The organism is Mycetocola sp. 2940, assembly GCF_040548835.1.
GTDB lineage: Bacteria > Actinomycetota > Actinomycetes > Actinomycetales > Microbacteriaceae > Mycetocola_A.
Genome location: NZ_JBEPSK010000003.1, coordinates 312,658 through 337,522 on the forward strand (window position 1 = coordinate 312,658; position 24,865 = coordinate 337,522).

General features: G+C 68.3%; 21 protein-coding genes. 8 read left to right on the forward strand and 13 right to left on the reverse strand.

What is annotated here, in order from left to right; translation table 11 throughout:
• Positions 1 to 73: 73 nt before the first annotated feature.
• The gene (locus ABIE24_RS06305; RefSeq protein WP_354497851.1) at positions 74 to 1,096 is read right to left on the reverse strand and encodes a LacI family DNA-binding transcriptional regulator; all 1,023 of its coding nucleotides are present in this window, start codon (positions 1,094 to 1,096) and stop codon (positions 74 to 76) included.
• Positions 1,097 to 1,327: 231 nt separating this feature from the next.
• Between ABIE24_RS06305 and ABIE24_RS06310 the strand changes: the two genes are divergently transcribed.
• The 6 genes from ABIE24_RS06310 to ABIE24_RS06335 all read left to right on the forward strand — a co-directional run bounded on the left by ABIE24_RS06310 (position 1,328) and on the right by ABIE24_RS06335 (position 10,473).
• Entirely contained in the window at positions 1,328 to 2,596 is a 1,269-nt protein-coding gene (locus ABIE24_RS06310) for a sugar ABC transporter substrate-binding protein (RefSeq protein ID WP_354497853.1), read from the forward strand.
• A gap of 67 nt (positions 2,597 to 2,663) precedes the next feature.
• The gene (locus ABIE24_RS06315; RefSeq protein WP_354497855.1) at positions 2,664 to 4,277 is read left to right on the forward strand and encodes an ABC transporter permease subunit; all 1,614 of its coding nucleotides are present in this window, start codon (positions 2,664 to 2,666) and stop codon (positions 4,275 to 4,277) included.
• On the forward strand, positions 4,274 to 5,221 hold the full coding sequence (locus ABIE24_RS06320) for a sugar ABC transporter permease (protein WP_354497857.1): 948 nt from the start codon (positions 4,274 to 4,276) through the stop codon (positions 5,219 to 5,221). The genes ABIE24_RS06315 and ABIE24_RS06320 overlap by 4 nt, the downstream gene beginning before the upstream one ends.
• Before the next feature lie 69 nt (positions 5,222 to 5,290).
• Positions 5,291 to 7,735 carry a glycoside hydrolase family 31 protein gene (locus tag ABIE24_RS06325; RefSeq protein ID WP_354497859.1) on the forward strand — a complete coding sequence of 815 codons (2,445 nt, stop codon included), beginning with the start codon at positions 5,291 to 5,293 and terminating at the stop codon, positions 7,733 to 7,735.
• Positions 7,736 to 7,876: 141 nt separating this feature from the next.
• Positions 7,877 to 9,421 (forward strand): deoxyguanosinetriphosphate triphosphohydrolase family protein, encoded by a 1,545-nt coding sequence (locus ABIE24_RS06330; RefSeq protein ID WP_354497860.1) that lies wholly within the window; start codon positions 7,877 to 7,879, stop codon positions 9,419 to 9,421.
• A gap of 245 nt (positions 9,422 to 9,666) precedes the next feature.
• On the forward strand, positions 9,667 to 10,473 hold the full coding sequence (locus ABIE24_RS06335; protein WP_354497862.1) for a DarT ssDNA thymidine ADP-ribosyltransferase family protein: 807 nt from the start codon (positions 9,667 to 9,669) through the stop codon (positions 10,471 to 10,473).
• Positions 10,474 to 10,575: 102 nt separating this feature from the next.
• On the opposite strand, the gene ABIE24_RS06340 is transcribed toward ABIE24_RS06335, so the two are convergent.
• The 6 genes from ABIE24_RS06340 to ABIE24_RS06365 form a co-directional block, all read right to left on the reverse strand.
• Entirely contained in the window at positions 10,576 to 11,769 is a 1,194-nt protein-coding gene (locus tag ABIE24_RS06340; RefSeq protein WP_354497864.1) for a MarP family serine protease, read from the reverse strand.
• A 128-nt stretch (positions 11,770 to 11,897) separates the two neighbouring features.
• The gene (locus tag ABIE24_RS06345) at positions 11,898 to 12,278 is read right to left on the reverse strand and encodes a hypothetical protein (protein ID WP_354497867.1); all 381 of its coding nucleotides are present in this window, start codon (positions 12,276 to 12,278) and stop codon (positions 11,898 to 11,900) included.
• 74 nt (positions 12,279 to 12,352) lie between these two features.
• Positions 12,353 to 12,862 (reverse strand): metallophosphoesterase family protein, encoded by a 510-nt coding sequence (locus ABIE24_RS06350; RefSeq protein ID WP_354497869.1) that lies wholly within the window; start codon positions 12,860 to 12,862, stop codon positions 12,353 to 12,355.
• Positions 12,863 to 12,928: 66 nt separating this feature from the next.
• The gene (locus tag ABIE24_RS06355) at positions 12,929 to 13,186 is read right to left on the reverse strand and encodes a hypothetical protein (RefSeq protein WP_354497871.1); all 258 of its coding nucleotides are present in this window, start codon (positions 13,184 to 13,186) and stop codon (positions 12,929 to 12,931) included.
• A gap of 52 nt (positions 13,187 to 13,238) precedes the next feature.
• Positions 13,239 to 14,000, reverse strand: coding sequence for a PRC-barrel domain-containing protein (locus ABIE24_RS06360; RefSeq protein WP_354497872.1), 762 nt, complete (start codon positions 13,998 to 14,000; stop codon positions 13,239 to 13,241).
• 31 nt (positions 14,001 to 14,031) lie between these two features.
• Positions 14,032 to 14,685 (reverse strand): hypothetical protein, encoded by a 654-nt coding sequence (locus tag ABIE24_RS06365; RefSeq protein WP_354497874.1) that lies wholly within the window; start codon positions 14,683 to 14,685, stop codon positions 14,032 to 14,034.
• Between the two features lie 170 nt (positions 14,686 to 14,855).
• Here ABIE24_RS06365 and ABIE24_RS06370 point away from each other — a divergent pair, with 170 nt between their 5' ends.
• Positions 14,856 to 15,599 carry a hypothetical protein gene (locus tag ABIE24_RS06370; RefSeq protein WP_354497876.1) on the forward strand — a complete coding sequence of 248 codons (744 nt, stop codon included), beginning with the start codon at positions 14,856 to 14,858 and terminating at the stop codon, positions 15,597 to 15,599.
• 140 nt (positions 15,600 to 15,739) lie between these two features.
• Positions 15,740 to 17,017: a M18 family aminopeptidase gene (locus tag ABIE24_RS06375; protein ID WP_354497878.1), complete on the forward strand. Its 1,278-nt coding sequence runs from the start codon at positions 15,740 to 15,742 to the stop codon at positions 17,015 to 17,017.
• Positions 17,018 to 17,038: 21 nt separating this feature from the next.
• Here ABIE24_RS06375 and ABIE24_RS06380 read toward each other — a convergent pair whose 3' ends face one another.
• The 6 genes from ABIE24_RS06380 to hutH are packed head-to-tail and all read right to left on the reverse strand — an operon-like array spanning position 17,039 to position 24,826.
• Positions 17,039 to 17,620 (reverse strand): HutD/Ves family protein, encoded by a 582-nt coding sequence (locus ABIE24_RS06380; protein ID WP_354497879.1) that lies wholly within the window; start codon positions 17,618 to 17,620, stop codon positions 17,039 to 17,041.
• Positions 17,617 to 18,837, reverse strand: a complete 1,221-nt coding sequence (gene hutI, locus ABIE24_RS06385; RefSeq protein ID WP_354497881.1) for an imidazolonepropionase — start codon at positions 18,835 to 18,837, stop codon at positions 17,617 to 17,619. Before hutI ends, ABIE24_RS06380 begins: the two co-directional genes overlap by 4 nt.
• Entirely contained in the window at positions 18,834 to 20,276 is a 1,443-nt protein-coding gene (locus tag ABIE24_RS06390) for a formimidoylglutamate deiminase (protein WP_354497883.1), read from the reverse strand. The genes hutI and ABIE24_RS06390 overlap by 4 nt, the downstream gene beginning before the upstream one ends.
• Positions 20,273 to 21,481 (reverse strand): allantoate amidohydrolase, encoded by a 1,209-nt coding sequence (locus ABIE24_RS06395; protein ID WP_354497885.1) that lies wholly within the window; start codon positions 21,479 to 21,481, stop codon positions 20,273 to 20,275. Before ABIE24_RS06395 ends, ABIE24_RS06390 begins: the two co-directional genes overlap by 4 nt.
• Complete coding sequence (gene hutU / locus ABIE24_RS06400; protein WP_354497886.1) at positions 21,474 to 23,192, reverse strand: urocanate hydratase; 1,719 nt, start codon at positions 23,190 to 23,192, stop codon at positions 21,474 to 21,476. The genes ABIE24_RS06395 and hutU overlap by 8 nt, the downstream gene beginning before the upstream one ends.
• A gap of 41 nt (positions 23,193 to 23,233) precedes the next feature.
• Positions 23,234 to 24,826 carry a histidine ammonia-lyase gene (gene hutH, locus ABIE24_RS06405; protein ID WP_354497888.1) on the reverse strand — a complete coding sequence of 531 codons (1,593 nt, stop codon included), beginning with the start codon at positions 24,824 to 24,826 and terminating at the stop codon, positions 23,234 to 23,236.
• Positions 24,827 to 24,865 lie beyond the last annotated feature (39 nt).

The window sequence follows — 24,865 nt, forward strand, 5'->3', positions numbered from 1 at the left end:
AGTCATCCGGTGCGCCGGGTGATCTGGACCGGAACGGGTGACCCGGCGGGCAGCCTCGACGGGCGACCGGGGTTTACACGCGAAGGTCGCGTACCGAGCCGCGCTCCACCAGCTGAACATCCATCACCGTCTCCGCGGTCTGCACGCCTTCGGAACTCATGCTCATGAGCAGCAACTCGACCGCTCGCGTTGCCTTCGCGGTCAGATCCTGGGTAACCGTCGTCAGCTGGGGGGAGACGTAGGTCGCAAGATCGAGGTTGTCGAATCCGACCACCGACAGGTCCGACGGCACGTCCTTACCTTCCGCACGCACGCCCTCCATGATTCCGGCTGCCAGCAGGTCGGCTGTGGCGAAGACCGCGGTGACATCCGGATGCTGCGCGATCAGCAAACGTCCGGCCTCAATACCCCGGGCGTGCGTGACGTCCGTCGCCACGATGAGCGCATCGTCGGGTTCGATCCCGGCCTCCCGTAGTGCCTTGCGGTAGCCGTTGTAGCGCTCCTTGACGACGCCGCGTTCCGTGATCCTGGGCCCGACGAACGCGATCCGGGTGTGGCCCTTGTCGATGAGGTGGCGGGTGGCGAGGTAGCCGCCCTTCCGGTCGTCGAGGCGCACGTTCATCACCTCGGAGTTCTTCTCGTAACTGTCGAGCACGACGAGGGCGGTATCCAGAGTCGCCCTCATGCTGCGAATCTGACTGTCCAGAAAGCCGATGAAGACGGCGCCGTCGAGGTTCCAGGAGCGCAGGGCGGCCGTCACCGAACCGGGATCCGACGACGGGATGCTGCGGAGCAGCACGTAGTAACCGTGCTCTTGGAGCATCCGCTCGATGACACCGATCACAGCGACGTTGTGCGGGCTCACCAGGACGTCGTGGCCTTCAGAGTCGGGGAGCAGCACGCCGACGAGACGCGACGAACGGGCAACCAGGCTGCGGGCAGTGGCGCTGGGCACGTACTCCAGCTTCTCGGCGATCGCTCGCACCTTGTCGACGGTCGCCTGGGAGACCTTGCCATACCGGCCGTTGATGACGTTGGACACCGTCATGACCGTGGTGCCGGCTTCTCGGGCGATGTCCTTGAGCGTGACCGCCACCAGACTCACCTCCGCTTTTCGGCACCGCGATCTCGGCGCTCCTTATTGTAGGCAATCGTCGGCCTGCCATCCTCAAGACATTTGACAGCGACCTTTTCCGACTGCTAGCTTCTCGAAGTATAACGCTAAACCATTGCGGCTGACGGCTCCTGAGGACCCGGCTATCGCACACCCCACCACTGACAATCTCGCCGTTTCGGCGGGGTGTCCTCGAAGATAAAGGAGTCTTCCATGCGCCACCGACCCCACCTCGCGTCCGGTCTTGCCGTGTTCGCCGTCGTCGGCCTTCTCGCGACTGGCTGCAGCAGCTCTGGTACGCCCGCGCCGAAGGCTGAAAGCACAGAGGCGCCGGTTCGAGCGGATGCCGACCTCGTCATCTGGACTTCGCAGGAGCACGCAGCGATGCTGAAGCCGTTCGCGGCCAGCTTCGGCGAGGAGAACGGAATCTCGGTTGAAGTGCAGCCGATCAGTGGCGAATTGCGCGCGACCTATGTGACGGCCACGAACTCCGGCAAGGGCCCGGACATTCTCATGACCGCCAGCGACGCGATCGGCAACCTCGTGCAGAACGACGCGATCGACCCGCTCAACCTGTCGGCCGATCAGCTGGCGGCGTATCAGGGAGTCGCCGTGAACGCGATGACCTACAACGAGCAGGTCTACGGCGTGCCCTACGCGATCGACAACGTGGCTCTCTTCCGCAACACGGATTTTGTTCCGGCTGTACCGGCCACGATGGAAGAGCTCGTCACCACAGGGCAGCAGCTCGTCGACGCGGGATCGGTCGAGAACGTCCTGTCGCTGCCGGTCGGACAGAACGGCGACTCCTACCACCTGCAGCCGCTGTTCACCGGGGCGGGCGGGTACCTCTTCGGGACCAACGCCGACGGCACGTACAACCCCGATGATCTCGGTCTCGAGTCGCCGGAGTCCATCGCCGCCATGACGACGATTCAGGGGCTCGCGAATCAGGGAGTCCTCTCCACGTCGATCGATGCCGACAACAGCATTTCTCTCTTCGCCGAGGGAAAGACGCCGTTCATGGTTTCTGGTGGATGGGCTATCGAGGCGCTGAAGGAAGCCGGCGTCAACTATGAGATCACGGCTGTCCCGGGATTCGGCGGCGGCACCGCGAAACCCTTCGTCGGCGTGCAGGGCCTGTATATCTCGTCCAAGGCGACGAACAAGTCGTTCGCCCAGGAGTTCGTGACGAACTTCATCGGCAGCGACGTCGACACCTCGCTGGCTTTCAGCGCCGCCAGCGGGCGGCCCTCGGCTGTCACCGAGGCATTCGTGCAGCAGTCGGCGACGGACGCTGACATCAAGGGCCTCGGCGATGCCGGCGTTCTCGGCCAGCCCAGCCCGACCTTCCCGGCCATGGCCGTTGTGTGGGACCCGCTGAGCAAGGCCGAAGCCGCCATCATCGGTGGCGCAGACCCGGCATCCACGTTGGCGGCCGCCGCCGCGACCATCCGTCAGCAGATCGCCGACGCCAACTGACGCCCACAGGATGGTGCGGCCCCCGTCAGGGTCCGCACCATCCGCCCGGCCTTGAAGGGGCCCGAGCATGATGACCATCATTGAGGAACGCGCGGAGTCGGTCGACACCGCGAGGCCAGCCTCCAGACCGCCCCGTCCGCGAACGGGCAACGGCGGCCTCGGCGTACTCGTCCGGTATCTGATGCTGGCCGTCATCCTGGCGGTCGCGATCCAGGCAGTCTCCGTAACGGTCGCGAACGAACAGTGGTGGGCGACCGCCATTGTCGTCGCCGCGACGCTCGCTGTCGTCGCGACGTACGCCACCCGTAAGTTCGTTCCCCTCAAATACCTGATTCCGGGCATTCTGCTGATGCTGATGTTTCAGATCTACCCGGTCTTCTACACCTTCTACACCGCGTTCACCAACGCCTCCGACGGACACACCATCTCCAAGGAGGAGTCGATCGAGGCGATCACGGTCAACGGGCCGATCGTCGAAGAGCCTGACGCCGACAGGTACGCGCTGACCGTTGCCGTGGCAGACGGGGCGGACCCGGCTGTCGCGCCCTTTGTCTATCTCATGGTCGGGGCCGACGGAGCTGCGCTGCTCGGTGACGAGGAGGGTGTCAGCCCGCTCGATGCCCCCGACGTGACAGTCGAGGGCGGCAAGGTGACTGCCGCAGACGGCTACAGTGTGCTTTCCGGGGTTCAAATCAACGACAGATCCGGTGAATTCGACGCCTTCAGTGTTCCGTTGCAAGGCGACAAGGCGGTCAAGAAGATCGGCCTGTCCGAAGCATTCGCCGGCGCAGTGCAGTATCGGTACGACGCTGAGACAGATACGATCATCGATTCCACGAGCGGCACCGTCTATATCGCCGACAATGCCAGCTGGGTCCCGGAGGGCGGCGGCGCCACACTTGCGCCCGGGTGGAAGCAATTCGTGGGCTTCGACAATTTCACGAAGGTGCTCACCAACGACACAGTGCGCAACAGCTTCGTCGGCATCCTGCTCTGGAACATCGCTTTCGCCGGCCTCTCGGTGCTCACGACCTTCGCCCTCGGGCTGCTGCTGGCGCTCGTGCTCAACCGCAAGATGATCGGACAACGCGCCACGCGGTCGCTGCTCCTGCTGCCCTACGCTCTCCCCGGCTTCATCACCGCTCTGGTCTGGGCGAGCATGTACAACAAGGACTTCGGGCTGATCAACAACCTCACCGGTCTCGACGTGAACTGGCTGGGCGATGTCTGGTGGGCGAAGGTTGCGCTCCTGGTCACCAACCTCTGGCTGGGATTCCCCTACATGTTCCTGATCTGCACGGGGGCACTGCAGTCGATGCCGGCGAACCTGACGGAGGCGGCGATCGTCGACGGCGCGTCACCGTGGCGGGTCTTCAGATCCATCACCCTGCCCCTCTTGATGACCTCGATCGCCCCGATGCTCGTCGCGTCGTTCGCCTTCAACTTCAACAACTTCACCCTGATCTTCCTCCTGACCGAGGGCGGCCCGTTCCCGGCAGACAACCCGTCGGCCGGCGCCACCGACCTTCTCATCAGCTACACCTACCGGCTGGCATTCGGCGGTGCCGGGTCACAGTTCGGCTTCGCTGCGGCCATCTCGATCTTCATCTTCATCATCGTGGCGATCCTGTCGATCTCCAGTTTCCGCAGAGCGATTGCCCTCGAGGAGGTCAACTCATGACGACGACGCCCCTGGCACCAGCACCCCAGACCGTCACCGACCCTGGGACCAGCCCGGCGCACCGGCGCGGCGGGCGGTTCGCCACCGGCATCCAGGGTTCCTGGTGGCAGAGCACCGGGTGGCGTTACCTGGTGGCGATCCTCGCCCTGGCGTTCGCTCTCTTCCCTGTTCTATTCATCGTTTCTGCAGCGATCAACCCCCTCGGCACGCTCCAAAGCACGTCGGTCGTTCCGACGAGCGCGTCGCTCCAGAACTTCACCGACTTGTTCAACAACCCGGAGATCCAATTCGGGTCGTGGTTCTTCAACTCCATCCTCGTCACGCTCACTGCCACGGTCGTCACTGTGCTGATTTCTGCGGCAGCCGCATTCGCGTTCTCCCGTCTTCGCTTTCGCGGCCGCTATCAATTCCTGCTCGGATTGCTTCTTTTGCAGATGTTTCCGTCGTTGCTGGCGCTCATCGCGCTCTACCTGATGTTCGTCGAAATCGGCGCGATCTTCCCCGCATTCGGGCTGAACTCGTCGCTCGGCCTGGTTCTGGCCTACCTGGGCGGTGTTCTCGGCGGCAACGTCTGGCTTCTGAAGGGGTACTACGACACCGTGCCTCGCGAGCTCGACGAGGCGGCCTTGCTCGACGGAGCCTCCCACGCGCAAACGTTTTTCCTCATCGTGCTTCCACTGGTCAAGCCCATCCTCGCCACCGTGGCGCTGCTCACCTTTGTGGGCACATACAGCGAGATCATGCTCGCGTCCGTGTTCCTCACCGAGTCCGATTCCAAAACCGTTGCCGTCGGGCTTTACGGGCTCATCCAGGGGCAGCGCAACGCCAACTTCGGGGTGTTCAGCGCTGGCGCACTGCTCGCATCCCTGCCCGTGCTCATCGTCTACCTGGGCCTGCAGAAATACCTGGTCGGCGGACTCACCGACGGGTCCGTCAAGGGCTGACATCGCCCGCCGTCTCCCTGCTTCTCCGGCCCAAACGGCCGGCATCGTCGAAAAGGACCGCTCACTTTCATGACCATCAGCACTCACTCCTCGCTCGAAGCTCTCCGGGTAACGGAGCGCCCGACACTCCCCACCGCTCCCCACGCAAATCCTGCGGCCGTCATCACCGGAACCAACTACAGATTCACGGTCCTCACGTCGCGACTGATCCGGATGGAATACAGCTCCGACCAGCGCTTCGAAGACCGGGCCTCGCAGCTCGTCCTCTCGCGCCACTTCGCTGTGCCGCTGTTCAGGGTCCTCGACCACGGCGACCACCTGCAGATCATCACCGAGCACCTGCAGCTCTCCTATGACAAGAAGCCGTTCTCTCCGAACGGACTCAGCGTTCAGGTCACGGGCAAACTGAGCAACCACAAGAGCTTGTGGCGTTTCGGCGAACCGACGAACGATCTGGGCGGGACGGCTCGGACTCTCGACGACATCGACGGAGCGGTGCCGTTGCAGCCCGGCTTGATGTCGCGCCAGGGGTTTTCGGTCATCGACGACAGCGCCTCCCTCGTCTTCGACGACGACGGCTGGATCGAACCCCGTGGGGGCGCCGGCACGGACCTCTACTTCTTCGGCTACGGCCGCAGCTATCGCGAATGTCTCGCCGACTTCTACGCGCTGACGGGCCCGACGCCCCTCCTTCCGAGGTTCGCGCTGGGCAATTGGTGGAGTCGATTCCACCGATACTCCGACGCGGATTACCGGCAACTGTTCGAGCGGTTCGACCGGGAGAACCTGCCCTTCTCGGTCGCTGTCGTCGACATGGACTGGCACACCGTCGACGTTGACCCGAAGTACGGCAGTGGCTGGACCGGCTACAGCTGGAACACCGAGTTGTTCCCCGACCCCGACGAGTTCATGGCCTGGCTGCACGAACGCGGCCTCCGTCTCACCCTCAACGTGCACCCCGCAGACGGTGTCCAGGCCCATGAAGACGCGTACGAGTCAATGGCCCGCCGCCTCGGTGTGGACACGGAGAACGAAGACCCGATCGTCTTCGACGTCACCGACCCGGCGTTCCTCTCGGCCTACTTCGAGTGCCTGCATCACCCGCTCGAGGAGCGAGGCGTCGACTTCTGGTGGCTGGACTGGCAGTCGGGGTCGCACTCCAAGGTGACCGGTCTCGACCCCCTGTGGATGCTCAACCATTTCCACTTCCTCGACTCCGCCCGCGCCGGTGCGCGCCCGATGACGTTCTCCCGTTATGCGGGGCTGGGCAGCCATCGCTACCCGATCGGCTTCTCTGGAGACACGATCGTGAGCTGGGAGAGTCTCGACTTCCAGCCCTATTTCACCGCTACTGCTGCCAACGTCGGCTACGGCTGGTGGAGCCATGACATCGGCGGCCACATGGGTGGAGTGAAGGACGACGATCTCGCCGTGAGGTGGACCCAGTTCGGCGTCTTCTCGCCGATCATGAGGCTGCACAGCCAGGGCAACCCCTTCAGCGGCAAGGAGCCATGGAACTTCCGCGCCACCGCTGCCGCCGTCATGAGCAGTCACCTTCAGCTCCGGCACCAACTTGTGCCCTATCTCTACTCCATGAACTATCTGGCATCGGCGAACGCGCTGCCGCTCGTGCAGCCGGTCTACTATGCCTACCCGGAGGAGGACGGTGCCTACCGGGTCAGCAACCAGTACCTCTTCGGCACCGAACTGATGGTGTGCCCGATCACACAACCGGGCAACAACGCGGTGGGCGTCGCCCGGGTGAAGGCCTGGCTGCCGGAGGGGACCTGGATCGACTTCTTCACCGGGCTGAGATATGAGGGTGGCCGCGAGCTGAACCTCTACCGCGGGCTGGAGTCGATCCCGGTTCTTGCCAGGGCCGGTGCAATCGTGCCACTCGTACCGCTTGCCGACATCGGCAACTCCACGGATGCCCCGGAGCGGCTGCAGGTCCACATCTTCGCCGGGGCGGACGGATCGTTCGACCTGCGCGAGGACGACGGCACCGGAAGCCTCGTCGTGGAATCCTCGTGGGCGCACACGGTCATGGAGTTTTCGGGGACGACGGGAACCTTCACCATTGCGCCGGCAACAGGCAACGTGGCGTGTGTCCCTGCGCGCCGGGACTTCGACCTGGAGTTCATCGGTGTCGCGGAGACCGGCGCCGTGACGGTGACGGTGGGCGGGTCACCGGTCACCCATACCGCTGTGTACTCCGCCGACGCCCGCACCCTCACTGTTCACGTCGAGGGCGTGCCCCGCTCCGACGACGTGGCCGTGCGATTCGCCGGTGGCCTCACGACGGCCGCGAACGACGTGGACCGGCGCTCGGTGGACCTGCTCACGGATGCGCAGATCGAATACGACCTGAAGATGCGAATCATCAGCGCCATCCGGGCGTCGAGGCATCCCGCCCTCTTGATCGGGCAACTGCAGACGATGGACCTCGCCCCCGACCTCCTCGGTGCTCTGAGCGAGATTCTTCTGGCTGAAGTGCCGAGCGGAGGGGAGTGACACCGCACCAAACTCGTGGCTGTGCACTGCCGCGCGTAGTCACCCGGTTCGGTCGGGGTCATCCGGTGCGCCGGGTGTTTCAGTCCGGAACGGGTGACCCGGCGCCGCCACAGCAACGCGCGCTACTAGGCTGGCGACACCATGCAGAGCTTCCCGCGAACCCACACCGGAGGCGGCCGCGACCGCACCCTTCCCGAACCAGCCACCACCGGTGAGGACGAATTCCGCGTCGACGTGGAACGCATCCGCTTCTCGCCGTACTTCACCCGGCTCTCCGCCGTCACCCAGGTGATCCCGCAGGCGGGCTCCGGCACGATCGTGCACAACCGCCTCACCCACTCGCTCAAGGTGTCGGCCGTGGCGCGGTCGATCGCGGTCGGGTTCCGGGATGCGTCCGAGAACGTGCGCGCGATCGTCGACGACCTCGGCGGATGCGACCCCGTCGTCGTGCAGGCCGCCGCGGCTGCCCACGACCTCGGCCACCCGCCCTTCGGACACCTCGGCGAGCAGGTCCTCGACCGGGTTGCCCGCGACCGCCTGGGCCTGCCTGACGGCTTTGAGGGAAACGCCCAGACTTTCCGCATCCTGACGGCACTGGACAGCTGCGACGCCACCCCGCGCGGCCTCAACCTCACCAAGGCGGTCCGTGCCGCGGTGCTCAAGTACCCGTGGACCCGCGGCGAATGGCGCGCCCTGCCGGCCCGCCCGCCGGAGGAGCTGCCGCGCGGGGTCGGGACGGAGGCGGCATCCGGGGCCCTGAAGTTCTCCGCTTACTCGATCGACGCCCGCGAGATGGCGGATGTGCTGTCGGCGTTCCCGGCGATCGGCACCCACCAGCAGACGCTCGAGTGCTCGGTGATGGACATCGCCGACGACATCGCGTATTCGGTGCACGACCTCGACGACTTCTACCGCGCCGGGGTGCTGCAGTACACGTCGGTGTCGGCCGAGCTCAACGGCTGGCTGGCCGGCCAGTCGGCGCTCGCCGGGCTCGACCCGACCGAACTGGCGGTGCGCCGGCCGGGGCATTCCCTTGAGGCGGCGTGGCGCAAGGTCCAGGCGAAGGATGCCTGGATCGCCGACGCGGATGCCTTCCGCAACTCGGTCGAGCGGGTCACGACGGATCTCGTCGAAGGGCTCCTCACGATCCCGTACGACGGCGGCCTCGACGCCGACCGGGCGGTGGCGGCGTTCACGCGACGGTGGATCGACCGGCTGAAGGGGAGCATCCGGGTCGAACGCGAACCGAACATCCGCAGCGGGCATGTGCGGCTGAGCCGGCAGGCCTGGCACGACGTCGTCGTGCTCAAGTTCGTGCACACCCGGTTCGTGCTCGACCGGTCCGACCTCGCCGTGTACCAGCGCGGGCAGTCGCGGGTTCTCGAAGCGCTCGCCGACGGTTTCCACGCCTGGTTGAACGACCCGGCGGATGCCGCCCGCGCGCCCCGCAGGCTGCTCGATTCGGTCGAGGCGGCGACGGAGGAGTACCGCGGGCTGCTCGAAGATGCTCCCGAGTTCTTCACCTCGGCCGGGGTCGGCACGGGGGTCTCGGACATCGCGCGGCTCGGCCAGAGCCGCGCCGTGATCGATTACATCGCCTCGTTCACCGACGCGCAGGCGATCTCGGTCGCGACCCTGATTAGCGGCACCTCCGACAATCTGTGGGAGTCCGGGCGGAGCCTGTAGCGGGGGCGCGGCTCGCAGGTTCGGAAATTTCGCCCCGAGCCAGCGCCGACCGGCTCGAATCGCAGAATCTGCCGATTTTCTCCGAACTGAGAAACGGTCGCTACCCATCGCGGTTCTCGACAGCCGCCCGACCGGCATCCGGACCGGACGTGGTAAGCGGCGTTCAGCAAATGAACGTAACGTAGGGAGAGTGGCACTTCCGGAAGTCGGGAGCGGGGAGAAGCCGCACATCGAGAGGTACTGCTGTGAGTGAAGAATGTAAGCACGGATTCGAACGGGGATTCTGCGACACCTGCTTCCCGCAGGCAGTGTTTGTTCCCGAGATCAAAGAGCCGGTGAAGCGCGTCGGGCGCACCCGTGCCCCCGCCCGCACGCCGGGCACCCCGAAGGTCGCGCCGGCCTCGGTGAAACTCCCGCATTTTGATGCGTCCGAGGTTCGCCTCTACCACGTCACCCACATCAGCAACCTGCCCGAGATCCTCAAGACGGGCAGCGTCCTGGCGGATGCCGCCACCCCGGTCGTCGACATCTCCTCGGCTGAGAACCGCGAGGCGCGGAAGACCGTGTTCGTCGCCGGCCAGCAGGATTCGCCGGTCTCAGCCTTTGTTCCGTTCTTCCTCTCGCCGGACGCGTTCCTGTGGCAGAGCATCCGCTCGGGCAAGCCCGACGCGCGGCTCGCTCGCGACGTCGCCGGCCTGTCGGTCAACGACTTCGTCGTGCTCGTGACCACGATCGGCGCGGTGTCGGTCGAAGGCGTCGGTGCCCTCGCGAACGTCGTCGTCGCCGACGGTGACGCGGCCGGGTCGCTGACCCCGTTCGCCGCCAACAGCGCCAGCGCGGTGCGGATGCTGCGCAAACTCCGCTCCGAGGAAGAGTCCGAAGCGCTGCTCGAAGCCGAGGTGCTCGTCGCCGACGCGGTGCCCGTCGAGAAGATCGCGCTCATCGGCGTCGCGAACATCACCGTGCGCGAATCGGTCAAGCGGATGCTCGCCCCGACCCCGTACGAGACCAAGGTCGCGGCGTACACGCCCTGGTTCGAGGCCGTCGAGTAGGTCAGCTCAGCGGCGGCACCCATCCTTCCGGTGACGCAGGAGCACCGAATACCGGCTCATACGGTGCTTTTGCGTCATCGGAATGCCGCAGTACGGCCGCGGTCAGTGGGTGACGCAGGAGCCGGAGGTGACGGCATCCGTCAGCTCGGGGGCCTGCGCGATGACCGGCAGGACCTCTTCCATGGCGAGGGCGTAGCCGACGTTCTCGGTGCCGTCGGACTTCGCGAAGATCACTCCGGCGACAGCGCCGTCGACGGTGACGAGCGGCCCGCCCGAGTTGCCCTGCTGCACATTCGCGGCGAGGGTCGAGATCTGGCGAGGCACCGGGTTCTCGCCGTGGATGTCGCCGACGAGGGTGGACCCGTTGCCGAGGACCTCAGCCGCCTGCACCGAGAAGGGCCCGCCGTAGGGGTAGCCCATGAACGCGGCCTCGGTTCCGGCTTCGAGGGTGGGGGAGAGGGCGAGCGGAGCAGCGTCGAGGCCGTCGACCGCGATGACGGCGAGGTCGTCGACCGTGTCGAAGTAGACGATGCGCCCCGACTTCGGCAGCTCGCCCGGAACCTCGACGACGAGCTCGGTCACGCCGGCGAGCACGTGCGCGTTGGTGACGATGCGGTCCTCGGCGACGACGAAGCCGGTGCCGACACTTCCGGTGCCGCACGAGGGCGCGTTGCCGGTGATCCGCACCACGGACGCCGCTGCTTGCGACAGCGCAGGTGAATCGAGCGCGATCTGTGGAATCGACGGCGCCGTCGCCGGCACACCGACCGCGTCGATGAGGCGCGGCAGCCCATCGGTGACGATGGTCGACCTCAGCTGCGCGAGAAAGGATGCCACGGGGCGCGGCGTGAAGTCGTCGACCGTCCGCAGCACGGTCGACGACGCCATCGCCTGGGTGAGGATGGGAGCGCCGATCGACTGGGCGCCGAACGCGAGCAGCGACACGACGACGAGAGTCACCGCGACGTTGGCGATCGCGCCGAGGATCCGATCGACCACCCGCAACGGCGTCTTGTGCAGCGGGCGGCGGACGGCGTTGCCGATCGCGACCCCGAGCGAGAACCCGATCGACACGAGAAGCAGGCCGGCCAGCAAAGCCAGCGGCACCCGCCACACCGACAGCGCCGCCCAGGTGGATACCAGCGGAACGACGAAGAACGCGGCAATCGCCCCGGCGATCATGCCGGCGATTCCGCCGACAACGCGAACCAGCCCGCGGGCCCAGCCGTAGACCAGGGCGAGAACGAGGGCGATGATGAGGATCACATCGAGCACAAGGGCCGCCGATCCCAGCACAGTCCGCCTCCTCGTGTTCCGGCAGAGATTTGCCGAGCAGCCAGTCTATGGCGGCACCATCAAAGTTCCCCCGACCGAGGGATGCCTCCCGGCGAGTTCCCCGGTTCGCTTACGCCCGACCCGGCGGGTCAGCGTTCCGAGCCCGTGGCATCCGTGTCGGGAGCGTTGCTCGATGCGAGCGCGTCACTGTCGAGCGCGTCGGTGAGCTGCGACACCGTGGTGTCCTGGTTGTCGGTGCCCGGTTCGACCTCACCGTGGGTGTTGCTGAACAGGTGCTGGTCGTTCTCGGAGTCGTCGGCGTCGTCGGTGCTCGACGTCTCGACATCGGCCTCGTCGACGTCGAGGAAGGCGGCATCCTGCTCCACGGGTTCACCTGCGACGGCGTCGTTGGTGACGGTCTGCCCGGCGAGCGCGTCTTCGTCCTTGGGGTCTCCGACGCCCCAGACGCCGCCCTCCGAGGTGACGCCCTCGGTGGCCGGGTTGTCGTCTTGCATGTTCTGGTCGCTCATGACTGGTCCTTTCGTCGGAACCCCCACCGTAGGCAGCGGTGACGACGAGCGACAAGGGGCTTGCGGTCGCGGGCTCAGGCCTGAGACGGGACCGGCACGAGCGCGACGTCGCGGAGCATTCCGGCGTCGGCGACCGCGGTCATCACGGTGCAGACCGGCTGGCGGCGGCGATCGGTGGGGGAGCCGGGGTTCAGCAGCCGCAGCCCGCGCGGCGTGGTCGTATCCCAGGGGATGTGGCTGTGCCCGAAAACCAGCACGTCGGCATCCGGGAACTGCGCCTCACACCGCGCGTCTCGACCGGTCGACGGACCCGTCTCGTGGATCATCGCAAAGCGGATGCCGTCGATCACCGCCTCGGCGACCTCCGGCAGGCGTTGCCGCAGCCCGGGGCCGTCGTTGTTGCCGTACACACCGATCAGCCGGGCGGCACGGGCCTCGAGTTCGTCGAGAAGCGTCTCCTCGACCCAGTCGCCGGCGTGGAAGACCACGTCCACGTCGTCGACGGCGCGCCAGACCGCGTCGGGCAACACCCGCGCTCGCTTCGGGACGTGGGTGTCGGCGAGCAGGAGAAGTCGGGTCGGCATGCGGGCATTCTTTCACCGACGAAGCGGGCCCGGGCTGGACGCCCGGACCCGCGTCGCCGTGAGTCGTCAGATGTTGTCGATACCTCTACCGAGGTCCAACTCGGGGTTATCCGCCGCGGACTCGTAGGGATCGTCCTCGTAGACACCGGCGAGGGCACCCAGATCCTCTGTCGTGGCGTGCTTTTCAGAAACATCGTGCTCGCCGGTCGCGTGACGGTCGTCAAGGTGTTGTTCCTCGACCGCCTCCGCGTCGAGCGCCTCCTGCAGAGAGGAGCTGCTCGTGTTGGACTCCGGTTCTTCGGCGGTTGCCGCTGAATCACTCATCGTTGTTCCTTCCTTCGATGTGACGGACCCGCCGGGGCAGGCGGGTGCGCGTTCACAACGTTCTGGGAGGGTCGTTCCGATCGACCCTCTGGCCTTCTACGCCATCCACGGCCGGGTCGAAGCGCCGCATGCGGCTGTGCTTTCCGGGGTGTTCCTGGGCGTCCAGTCCGCCCGCTGGGGCGGGATCGCCGAGGGGCTGCTCGCTCATCCGCAGGTCGTGGGGATCAGGGGAGTCATACCGGTTCTCCTCCGGGTGCAGATCGGCGAGGTCGCGCGGCGCGGCCGTGTCAGCCCGGGTGTCGGTCCGCTCGTTGACGTCGCTCACACCGTCGCGGTCGGTGTCCCGGTCGGGATTGCGCAGCCGGTCGCGGTCCCGCAGGCCCTCGCGGTCGGCATCCGTCGTGCCGGTCGGAATCGGGGTGACCGTCTGCCCGTCGGGGCCGATGGAATAGTCGCGGTCGGGGTACTCGTCGGGTCGGGCGGTTCCACCGTCGGTGTCGCGGTCGGAGAGGCCGTAATAGCGGTAGAGTGCTTCCTCGTTGTGCGGGCTGAGCGCCTCATCGGTGTCGATGCGCGGCGCCTCCTTGACGGTCTCGCGGTCGATGTCGACGTGGACTTCTTCGCCGTCCCAGCGGGCGTCGGCCAGCGGAATGAACGTCTCCTTGTGCCCGAACAGCCCGGTCTTCACCGTCACCCAGTTGGGCGCTCCGGTCTGCGAGTCGAGGAACACCTGCCCAACCGTGCCGAGTTTTTCGTTGTCGCGGCCGATCACGGGTGCGCCCTGGAGGCCACCGATATCGCGTGAGTCGAGCATGCTTACTCCTTCTTCAGTGAACGGATGCGGGTCAACGGCCGAGACCGGCGCGGTCGACGCGACGGTGGAAGCGCATGCCGGCCATGCCGCCGAGGATCGCCCCGCCCAGGCTGACCAGGACGGCCAGGATCGCCGTGATGATTCCGGCGGTGCTCAGTTCTTCGGCGCTCGTCGGAATCCGCGGGAAGACGTTCATTTCGGCGAGAACGTTGTTGCCGAGGGCGAAGCCGAGAATAGCGGCGACGATGGCGATGACCACAGCCCACAGCCAGACGGCGAAGCCCTGCTTCGCGCCGTTGAAGCGGGCCATCCGGCCGGCCACGTAACCACCGCAGTAGTAGGCGATGAAGAGGATGGCGAGCACGACGATGGAGTAGACGATGACGCTGCCGAACGGTGTGCTGACCGTCTGGTCGACGGCTTCTTCGACCCCGCCGGTGATTGCTGCTCCGATTGCTGCCGCGATCGCAGTCAGAAGCACGGCCAGTCCGGTTGCGGCGAGCCAGCCGAAGAAGGCGGAGCCGAACTGGATTCCGCCGAACCGCTCCTTCTGGCGTGCGGTGACCTCTTCGCGGTACGAGGACTGGGGTTCTGCCGGGACCGCGCCGTGTGCCTCGGGCCCGCCGCTGCCGGCGTTGAAAGCTCGGGTGCGAGCGTCGGGATCGCTGCGATCTGATGTGCTCATGGTTCTGGTCCTTTCAGGAAGTACTTCAAGTCAAGGGCCCCGCTTGTCCCCCATGCAAGGGGGTTGCGGTGGGGTGCGCGGGTGTGGGGTGCAGCCAGCGGCAGCCGCGAAGTTGCTCGAAGTTCCGCTCGACTGCAGCCGCGGGTCGCGTTGGCCTCTAAGTTAGAAACGTGAGGAAACGGCCCGGCGTCCTGCTGCCACTGGTGGTGGGGATTGTCGCGTTCCTCGGGTTCGGTTGGCTGTGGATCGCCGTCGAGTCCCACATGTCGGCCTCGACGATCGCCTGGTTCCTGTCCGAGGCGTCGCTCGCGCTGGCGCTCGCCATTCCCGCCGTCTGCCTGTTCTTCGTGATCCGTGCCCTGCACATCCGCAAACTGCACGCCCGCGACGCCGTCGGCCCCGCCGGCGACGGCATCGCCAAAGCCCGCGACCTGCTCTGGGCGCTGTCACACGGGCTGTTGCCGCAGACCCAGTCGCCCGGCGACATCCCGACGGATGCCACCGAGTCCGTCTTCGTCGCGGCCCCCGTCTCCTTCGCGCGGCACAGCCAGCCGCAGCCGAGCGCCCGGCGCATGCTCGCGGCGGCGCGGGCGCGCACAAACATCGGGACTGCCGGTGCCCGGGTCTCCGTCGCGTCGGCCGGCACGGATTGGGATGCCGAGGTGACGGCATCCGTCGCTGCGAGCGATCGCCGCATCCTCGTGCTGCTGCCCGACCGGCTGCTCGAGATCCCGTACTGGGACATCACCGAAGTGCACGCGGAGCCGGGCCAGCTCGTGCTGCGACTCCACAGCGGCCCGCCCGTGCTGATCAGCGGTGACGCCGCGGAGTCGCTCGCCGTGCTGGCCGTATGGGGGAGCGTCGGCGAGTCCGCCCTCCGCCGCCACCCGGCCCTGGCGGCACTGCGGGGCTGAGCCGCACCGGTTCTTCGAATGCTCGACAGGACAATCTGCGCGCGGTGAACACTCGACAGGATGAACTGCGCCTTCCGCGGCGAGGTTTCCTGTTGAGCGTCCGCCGGGACCGGCCGCACGCTGCATGGTTGGATGGGCACATGGATGCCACGCCAGACTCTGCCGCCTACATCGCCGATTTCGCCCGCTTTCTCGAGGCGAGCCCGTCGTCGTACCACGCGGCCGCCGAGGTGGCCCGGCGCCTCGACGCCGCCGGGTTCAGCGCGCTCGTCGAGACGGACGCGTGGCCGACCGGGGCGGGCAAGCACTATCTGATCCGCGACGGTGCGGTGGTGGCGTGGAGCCAGCCGGAGGCATCCGGCCCGACGACGCCGTTCCGCATCCTCGGTGCGCACACCGACTCACCCGGATTCAAGCTCAAACCCAAGCCGACGATCGGTTCGAACGGCTGGCTGCAGGCCGGGGTCGAGGTCTACGGCGGGCCGCTGCTGAACTCATGGCTCGACCGTGAGCTCGAGCTGGCCGGGCGGCTCGTCACCCGTGACGGCCGTGAGTACCTCGTGCGCACCGGCCCGTTCCTGCGGATTCCGCAGCTCGCCATCCACCTCGACCGCGACCAGAACAACGGCCTCACCCTCGACAAGCAGCGGCACCTGACGCCGGTCTACGGTCTCGGTGATGCGAGCACGGCCGACCTGGTCGAACACCTCGCCTCGCTCGCCGGCATCGACGGGTGGGACGTCGCCGGCTACGACATCCTCACCGCAGCCACCGAAGCGCCGGCCCGGTTCGGGATCGACCACGACCTGTTCGCTGCCGGGCGGATGGACAACCTCTCGTCGGTGTACGCCGGCCTCGCCGCCCTGATCGACGCCCCTGCCGCGCGCCACATCAGTGTGCTCGCCGCCTTCGACCACGAGGAGCTGGGGTCCGAGTCGCGCTCCGGTGCGTCGGGCCCGATGCTCGATGACATCCTCAGCCGAATCGGGAGCGAGCTCGGCGCATCCGTCTCCGAGAGACTGCGGGCGTACGCGAACTCGTGGTGCGTGTCGGCCGACGCCGGCCATTCGGTGCACCCCAACTATTCCGAGAAGCACGACGGAGCGAACCGGCCGGTGATGGGTTCCGGCGTGCTGCTCAAGATCAACGCGAACCAGCGCTACGCGACGGATGCCGTCGGTGCGGCCCTCTGGGAGCGCGCGTGCGCCTCCGCCGACGTGCCGTACCAGGAGTTCGTGTCGAACAACACGGTGCCGTGCGGGTCGACGATCGGGCCGCTCACGGCGACGAGGCTCGGCATCCGGGTCGTCGACGTGGGTGTGCCGCTGCTCTCGATGCACTCGGCGCGCGAACTGGCCCATGTCGACGACCTCGTCGGCCTGTCGCGGGCGGTCGGCGCGTTCTTCGCCGGGGTATAGAGGCCTCCCAGCGCTCGCTCGCTACGTGATCACCGGAGGCAAGGGAGACACGCGGGCGATGGCGACCCGGCCCGCACCGCCGCGGAATTCTAGCTCCGCCCCGGAAGCCAGCACGACGGCGTCGTGCGTGGCCAGCGTGGTCCACGGCTCCATGCCCTCCCGGCACTCGAGCGAGCCGTCCAGAAGCACCAGCGCCACCTCGTCGGCGCCCGCTGAGAGCACCACGGGCCCACTCACGAGCTGAGACGTCAGCGAGCCACGTCGGCGCCCGCGATCGCACATCAGGTTGAGGTCGAGCGTCTCGCCGATGACGCCGACGGATGCCACCGCGTTTTCACCGGGGAACCGGTGCACGTCGTACCGGGCCAGGGCCACCCGTTCGCCCTCATCGAGGAGCCCGAGGACGGCTGGTGAGAGCGCCATCAGCTCCCGGTCGACGCCCGGGAACGCGGAGAAGTCGGTGTCGGACGACACAGTGGCGATGCTCAACCGCCAGTCGAACCCGGCGTCTTCCGCCGACCGGCGCACCAGGATCTCACTGGTGCTGCCGTTCCCGTTCCGCCACGGAGTGGCCGGGCGGTCGACCGCCCGCAACACGTTCATTCCGGCAGGCGCCGCAGCCCCCGACAGCAGAACGCAACGGGGGAGCGCTTGGCCCGCACCCCTCCCGTCCAGGTGGCGACGCAGAGCTGCGTGCCCGGACGGTAGGCGAGGTGCGCCACCGACGGAGCGTCGAGGACCTGCAGGTCAGCGCGCCCGCCGACCGTGAGCGACCCCACCGCATCCGGCCCGTGCTCGCGGCCCACCGCTTTGGCCGCACCCCGGGTGGCTGCCCAGACGGCTTCGCGCACCGTGAGGCCCATCTGGAGCACCGCCGTCGCGACGCAGAACGGCATCGACGTCGTGTACGAGGTGCCGGGGTTGCAGTTGCTGGCCAGGGCGATGTACGCCCCGGCGTCGAGCAGCCGGCGGGCCGGAGGGAAGGGCTCGCGGGTGGAGAGGTCGCAGGCCGGCAACAGGGTGGCCACCGTGTCCGACCCGGCCAGCGCGTCGATGTCTGCCGGGTCGAGGTGGTTGCAGTGGTCGACGCTGGCGCATTCGAGGTCCACGGCCAGGCGCACCCCGCCGCCGGTACCGAGCTGGTTGCCGTGCAGGCGCAGCCCGAGCCCGGCAGCACGGCCGGCGAGCAGAACCTCGCGGGACTCCTCGACGTCGAACGCACCGGTCTCGCAGAACGCGTCGATGAAGTCCACGTGCGGGGAGACAGCGGTGAGCATCGGCCCGGTGACCAGGTCGAGGTAATCGCGGCGGTCCATGCCGGGGGGCACGACGTGGGCGCCGAGGAAGGTGACGACGTCGGCGACGTCGGCGGCCGCCTGGGCGGAACGCAGCTCACTCGCGACGTCGAGGCCGTAGCCCGTCTTGGTTTCGAGAAAGGTGGTGCCGGATGCCTCGGCCTCGGCGCGCAGGCGGCGGGCGTTCCCGACGAGGTCGTCGGTACTGGCGGCCCGGGTTGCAGCCATCGTCGTGGATATGCCGCCGGCGGCATATCGCTGGCCCGCCATCCGGGCCTCGAACTCGGCTGCCCGATCGCCGGCAAAGATCAGGTGCGTGTGCGTGTCGACCCAGCCGGGCAGGACCGCCCGGCCGCCCACGTCGACGGCCGTGTCGGACGGTGGGGCGGATGCCGCCGGCCCGATCCACGAGATCCGTCCGTCCTCGATCACGAGCGCGGCATCCGACAGGCGGATGTCGTCAGCGCTGGTCTCGGCTGCATGGGTGGTGAGTTCGCCGATCCCGGTGATCAGTTGGGCGGTCACTGTGCTGCCTCCGCGTAGTCGGGCTTGCCAGGCGAAGCTGATCCTGAGCCGGCGTCCAGTGCTGCCAGTGCGTCGCCGAGCAGTCGGGCGGGCGATCCGCTGGCGGTGGCACCCACCAGTCGACCGTGGTCGGCCACGACGCGGCCGGCCACGACGACCCGCTGCACGTCACCGGCGGCAGCGGCCAATGCCAGCTGCTCCACCCGGGCGCCCACGGTACGGAGACTCGTCGTATCGATCTCGACGAGGTCGGCGGGTGCGCCAGGAACCAGGATCTGTCCATCGGTGGGAACGGTCAGGCCGAGCGAGGCGTAGCCGTTCCCGCTCGCGGCCTGCAGCAGTGCAGCCGGCGTGAAACGGCCGCGTCCCAGTGACGCGAGCCGTTCGCCCATCTCCAGTCCGCGCATCTCCAGGAACGGGTCCACGACGGCGTTCTGGTCGGAGCCGAGCGCGATCGGCGCGCCGGCGGCGGCCAGCGCCCTCGCCGGACCGATGCCGTCACCGAGGTCCGCTTCGGTGGTCGGGCACATCACGACGGTGACCCCGGTGGCGCCGAGACGAGCGAGGTCGTCGTCGCTGAGATGCGTGGCGTGCACGACGCTCAGGCGCGGCGTGAGTGCACCGAGGGCGGCGAGGACCGCGGTGGGAGTCGCCTCATAGGCGGCCAGGCAGTCGGCGTTCTCCTGCGGCTGTTCCGACAGGTGGATGTGGAGGGGAGTGTCCGCCGGTAACCCGGCGAGGATCTCCTTCATGTCCTCCCGGGGCACGGCGCGCACGGAATGCAGCGCGGCGCCGAGCGTGACGAGAGCCGGTTCGCCCGGCCGGGACGTGGCATCCGCTGTGAGAACCGCGCGCAACGCGGTCCAGCGGCTCAGCCATCCTGCGGCCGAACCGTCACCGAAGGCGCGTTGCTCCGGCAGCAGAGGCCGGCCGAGACCGCCGGCCAGGTAGCTGGTGTCGAGCAGCACCAGACGGATGCCGACCTCGCGCGCGGCCTGAGTCAGTGCGAGTTCCATGGCGTGAGCCTGAGGGTAGGGGGTGCCATCGGTGCGGTGGTGGAGGTAGTGGAACTCAGCCACCGCCGTATAGCCGCTGACGAGCATCTCCGCGAAGACGGCGCGGGCGAGGTCGAGGTACCGTTCCGGCGTGAGGGCGTGCGCCGCGGCGTACATCGACTCCCGCCAGTGCCAGAAGTCGCCGCCCTGGTCGTGGGTGCGGCCGCGGAGCGCCCGGTGGAAGGCGTGGGAATGCGCGTTGGCCAGTCCGGGCAGCACGGTGCCGAGGCGGATGTCGCCGGGCTCGGGCTGCACGTCGTCGGCGCGGCCGGTGATCAGGCCGTCGGCACTCACGGTGAGACGGACACCGGGAGTGGCGACGCCGTCGACGAGCAGCACCTCGCACCAGTAGGACGCCGACAGGCCGGGCGTCGCGGCCGTCACAGCAGCTCCCGCAGCAGGGTGTCGAGGGCTTCGACACCGGCGAGGCAGTCGTCGAGGGTGGCGAATTCCTCCGGCGAGTGAGAGATTCCCGTCGGGTTCCGCACGAAAAGCATCGCGGTCGGCACGGTCGCCGCCAGAACGCCGGCGTCGTGGCCGGCACCGGTGGGAAGGGCCGGGATGCCGCCGAGCGCGAGGGCGAGGCGGGCGGCGAGGTCGGGGTCGAAGGTGACCGTGCTCGTCCAGGACTCTTCGACGACCGTGGCCGAGCAGCCGGCGTGCTGGTTCTGCACCCGGGCGCTGATGTCGGCGACCACGGCGTGGACCTGGTCGTCGGTCTCCGCGCGGGCGTCGAGCCAGGCGTGAACGGCGGACGGGATCACATTGGTTCCTCCGGGCAGTGCTTCGATCCGGCCGACCGTGGCGCGGGAGCCCGGACTGGCCAGCGCGGCCTCCTGCACATCGACGATGGCGCGCGCTGCGGCCACCATCGGGTCGCTCCGGTCTGACATGAGGGTGGCGCCGGCGTGGTTGCCCTGGCCGGTGAAGCTCATGCGCCAGCGACCGTGCGCGAGAATCGACGACGCGACAGCGAGAGGCTCGCCGAGGTCGATCAGGCCGCGGCCCTGCTCCACGTGCAGTTCGAGGAACAGGCCGATGCGGTCGAGCGACTCCTGGTCGCGACCGAGATGTGCGGGGTCGATACCTGCCGTGACCGCGGCCTCCGCGAAGGTGATCCCGGCCCGGTCGGTGAGGCTGCGCGCTTTGTCGGCGTCGATGGCGCCGGAGAGCAGCCTCGAACCGAGGCAGGCCACGCCGAACCGTGAACCCTCCTCTTCGGCGAAGACCAGCACGGCGCAGGGCCGGCCGGGCACGAAGCCGGCCGCCTGCAGGCGGGCGACGGCCTCGAGCGCGGAAACCACGCCGAGCGGGCCGTCGTACGCGCCGCCGCCGGGCACCGAGTCCAGGTGACTGCCGATGACGACAGCGTCGGGTCCGGGGGCGCCCCACCAGGCCCAGGTGTTGCCGTTGCGGTCGACCTCGACGTCCAGGCCCAGCCGCGCGGCACGTTCGGCGAACCAGGCCCTCAGCTCATGCTCGGCCGGCTCCCAGAGGTGGCGCGAGTAGCCGCCGGCACGCCGGTCACGGCCGATGTCGGCGATCTCGGACAGCCCGGCGAGCATCCCGTGGGCGACGGCGCTAGGCATTCGGCGACCCGGCAGGCGCGTCGTTCTCCCACATCGGCACGCGCAAGCCGCGTTCGCGCGCCACTTCCTCGGCACGTTCGTAGCCGGCATCCACGTGCCGCATGACGCCGGTGCCGGGGTCGTTGGTGAGCACCCGTTCGATCTTCTCGGCGGCCAGCGGGGTGCCGTCGGCGACGATCACCTGGCCGGCGTGGATGCTGCGGCCGATGCCGACACCGCCGCCGTGGTGGATCGACACCCAGGTGGCGCCGGATGCCGTGTTGAGCAGCGCGTTGAGGAGCGGCCAGTCGGCGATGGCATCCGACCCGTCCTTCATGGCCTCGGTTTCGCGGTACGGCGAGGCCACCGAGCCGGAGTCGAGGTGATCACGGCCGATCGCGACCGGCGCGCTGAGCTCACCTGACGCGACCATCTCGTTGAACTTGAGGCCGGCGAGGTGGCGTTCCTTGTAGCCAAGCCAGCAGATGCGGGCGGGCAGCCCTTCGAAGTGCACCTTCTCGCCGGCGGCGGTGATCCAGCGACGCAGCGGCTCGTCGTCGGGGAACAGCTCGACGATGGCCTTGTCGGTCGCGGCGATGTCGGCCGGGTCGCCGGAGAGCGCCGCCCAGCGGAACGGGCCCTTGCCCTCGGCGAACAGCGGCCGGATGTAGGCGGGCACGAAACCGGGGAATTCGAACGCGCGCTCACATCCGCTGAGCAGCGCTTCGGCGCGGATCGAGTTGCCGTAGTCGAAGACCTCGGCTCCGGCGTCCTGGAAGTCGACCATCGCCTGCACCTGCTTGGCCATCGCGGCGCGTGAGCGGATGGTGAACTCTTCAGGGTTCTCGGCCGCGTAGGTGTGCCACTCGTCGACGGTCACGCCCTCCGGCAGGTAGGCGAGCGGGTCGTGAGCCGAGGTCTGGTCGGTGACGATGTCGATGGGCACCTTGCGGGCGAGGAGCTCGGCGAACACCGTTGCCGCGTTGCCCACGAGGCCGACAGAGAGCGGCCGCCGCTCGGCCTTGGCGGCGAGGACCCGGGCGACGGCGTCGTCGATGTTCTCGGTCATCTGATCAAGGTAGCCGTGATCCACCCGGCGCTGCAGGCGCGACGGGTCCACGTCGACGATGAGCACGACGCCCTCGTTGAGGGTCACCGCCATCGGCTGTGCGCCGCCCATGCCGCCGGCGCCGCCGGTGAGGGTGAGGGTGCCGGCGAGGGTGCCGCCGAAGCGTTTCGCCGCCACAGCCGCGAAGGTCTCGTACGTTCCCTGCAGGATGCCCTGGGTTCCGATGTAGATCCAGGAACCCGCGGTCATCTGCCCGTACATGGTCAGGCCGAGGGACTCGAGCTTGCGGAACTCCGGCCAGGTCGCCCAGTCGCCGACGAGGTTCGAGTTCGCGATGAGCACCCGCGGCGCCCACTCATGCGTGCGGAACACGCCGACCGGTTTGCCGGACTGTACCAGCAGGGTCTCGTCCTTCTCCAGGGTGGTGAGGGTGCGCACGATCGCGTCGTAGGCCTCCCAGCTGCGGGCCGCCTTACCGGTTCCGCCGTACACGACGAGCTTCTCGGGGTGCTCGGCCACGTCAGGGTCGAGGTTGTTCATCAGCATCCGCAGCGGACCCTCGGTCTGCCAGCTCTTCGCCGTGAGGGTGCTGCCGCGGCTGGCGCGGACCACGCGGGGGGCGTGCGGGTCGACGGGGGCGGTGGTCTCGGTCACATCGGTCATGTGGGATTCTCGTCTTTCGTCGCTGGTGGGCGTGGGGAAACTCAGTACAGGTCGCCGGTGCTGGCCTGGGCGGCCGCGAGCACGGCGCCGCTCCGTACGCCGGCGGCGACGGATTCGATCTCGGGGGAGAGGAAACGGTCCGGGCCGGGACCGGCGACCTCTCGGCGCACCTCGGCGAGCACGGCGCCCGTGGCGGGGCCCGGCTTCAGCGGTGCGCGCAGGTCGAGTGCGCGGCTGGCGGTCAGGATCTCGATGCCCAGCACGCGGGCGAGCCCGTCGATGCCGGTGCGCAGCTTGCGGGCCGCGTGCCAGCCCATCGAGACGTGGTCCTCCTGCATGGCGGACGACGGGATCGAGTCGACCGAGGCGGGCACGGCCAGTCGCTTGAGCTCGGAGACGATGCCCGCGGCGGTGTACTGGGCGATCATCAGGCCCGAGTCGACTCCCACGTCGTGCGCCAGGAAGGCGGGAAGGCCCCCGTTTCGGGCCGGGTCGAGCATCCGGTCGGTGCGCCGCTCCGACATGCTCGCCACGTCGGCGACGGCGATGGCGAGGAAGTCGAGGACGTAGGCCACCGGGGCGCCGTGGAAGTTTCCGTTGGATTCCACCCGGCCGTCGACGGTCACGACCGGGTTGTCGATGGCCGAGGCCAGTTCCCGGCCGGCGATGAGGCTGGCGTGGTCGACGGTGTCGCGGGCGGCACCGTGCACCTGTGGGGCGCACCGGAGCGAGTACGCATCCTGCACCCGCGTGCATTCGGGGCCGCGGTGGCTGGCTACGATCGGCGAGCCGTCCAGCATCCGGCGGAGATTGCTGGCGGATGCCGCCTGGCCCACCTGCGGGCGCAGTCCGGCGAGGTCGGCGGCGAACACCGCATCCGTACCGAGCAGCGCTTCGACGCTCATGGCGGCCGCGACGTCGGCGGTGGCGAGGAGGGTGTGCAGGTCGTGCAGGGCCAGGCTGAGCTGGCCGAGCATGCCGTCGGTGCCGTTGATGAGGGCGAGGCCCTCCTTCTCGGCCAGCAGCACCGGGGTGAGCCCGGCGGCGGCCAGGGCATCCGCAGCGGTCATCTCGGTTCCGGTGTGGTCGCGCACCCACCCCTCACCCATCAGGGCCAGGGCGCAGTGCGAGAGCGGGGCCAGGTCGCCCGAGCAGCCGAGCGAACCGTACTCCCGCACGATCGGGGTGATTCCGGCGTTGAGCAGGTCGGCGTAGGCCTCGGCCGTGGTCAGGCGGATGCCCGTCCGGCCGGTGAGCAGGGTGGACAGGCGCAGCAGCATGAGGGCACGGACGGTCTCCCGTTCCACCTCGGGGCCGGAGCCGGCGGCGTGCGAGCGCACCAGGCTCTGCTGCAGCCGCGTGCGGTCGGCCGCGTCGATGAAGCTCGTGGCGAGCGCTCCGAAGCCGGTGGAGATGCCGTAGTGCGGTTGCACGTCGGTGGCCAGCACATCGATGGTGTCCCGGCTGGCCGAGACGGCGGCGCGGGCATCGTCCCCGATGAGCACGGGGGCGTCATATCGGGCGACGGCGACGACATCCGCGATGGCGACGGGTCCGGTGCCGAGGAGAATGGGGGATGCCGCGGGCGAAACGGACGGGGCGGTGTCGATGCTGGAAGCGGTGAGAGGCTGCATGGTTCCATCGAACGTCAGTCGGGACCGAAAGAAAGCCCG

Coding starts and splice junctions, on each gene's coding strand:
- ABIE24_RS06320 (WP_354497857.1), top strand. CDS start 4,274: ATGACGACGACGCCCCTGGCACCAGCACCCCAGACCGTCACCGACCCT.
- ABIE24_RS06345 (WP_354497867.1), bottom strand. CDS start 12,278: ATGAGCGACCAGAACATGCAAGACGACAACCCGGCCACCGAGGGCGTC.
- ABIE24_RS06325 (WP_354497859.1), top strand. CDS start 5,291: ATGACCATCAGCACTCACTCCTCGCTCGAAGCTCTCCGGGTAACGGAG.
- ABIE24_RS06360 (WP_354497872.1), bottom strand. CDS start 14,000: ATGCTCGACTCACGCGATATCGGTGGCCTCCAGGGCGCACCCGTGATC.
- ABIE24_RS06330 (WP_354497860.1), top strand. CDS start 7,877: ATGCAGAGCTTCCCGCGAACCCACACCGGAGGCGGCCGCGACCGCACC.
- ABIE24_RS06315 (WP_354497855.1), top strand. CDS start 2,664: ATGATGACCATCATTGAGGAACGCGCGGAGTCGGTCGACACCGCGAGG.
- ABIE24_RS06350 (WP_354497869.1), bottom strand. CDS start 12,862: ATGCCGACCCGACTTCTCCTGCTCGCCGACACCCACGTCCCGAAGCGA.
- hutH (WP_354497888.1), bottom strand. CDS start 24,826: ATGCAGCCTCTCACCGCTTCCAGCATCGACACCGCCCCGTCCGTTTCG.
- ABIE24_RS06395 (WP_354497885.1), bottom strand. CDS start 21,481: ATGCCTAGCGCCGTCGCCCACGGGATGCTCGCCGGGCTGTCCGAGATC.
- hutU (WP_354497886.1), bottom strand. CDS start 23,192: ATGACCGATGTGACCGAGACCACCGCCCCCGTCGACCCGCACGCCCCC.
- ABIE24_RS06375 (WP_354497878.1), top strand. CDS start 15,740: ATGGATGCCACGCCAGACTCTGCCGCCTACATCGCCGATTTCGCCCGC.
- ABIE24_RS06365 (WP_354497874.1), bottom strand. CDS start 14,685: ATGAGCACATCAGATCGCAGCGATCCCGACGCTCGCACCCGAGCTTTC.
- ABIE24_RS06355 (WP_354497871.1), bottom strand. CDS start 13,186: ATGAGTGATTCAGCGGCAACCGCCGAAGAACCGGAGTCCAACACGAGC.
- ABIE24_RS06310 (WP_354497853.1), top strand. CDS start 1,328: ATGCGCCACCGACCCCACCTCGCGTCCGGTCTTGCCGTGTTCGCCGTC.
- ABIE24_RS06380 (WP_354497879.1), bottom strand. CDS start 17,620: ATGAACGTGTTGCGGGCGGTCGACCGCCCGGCCACTCCGTGGCGGAAC.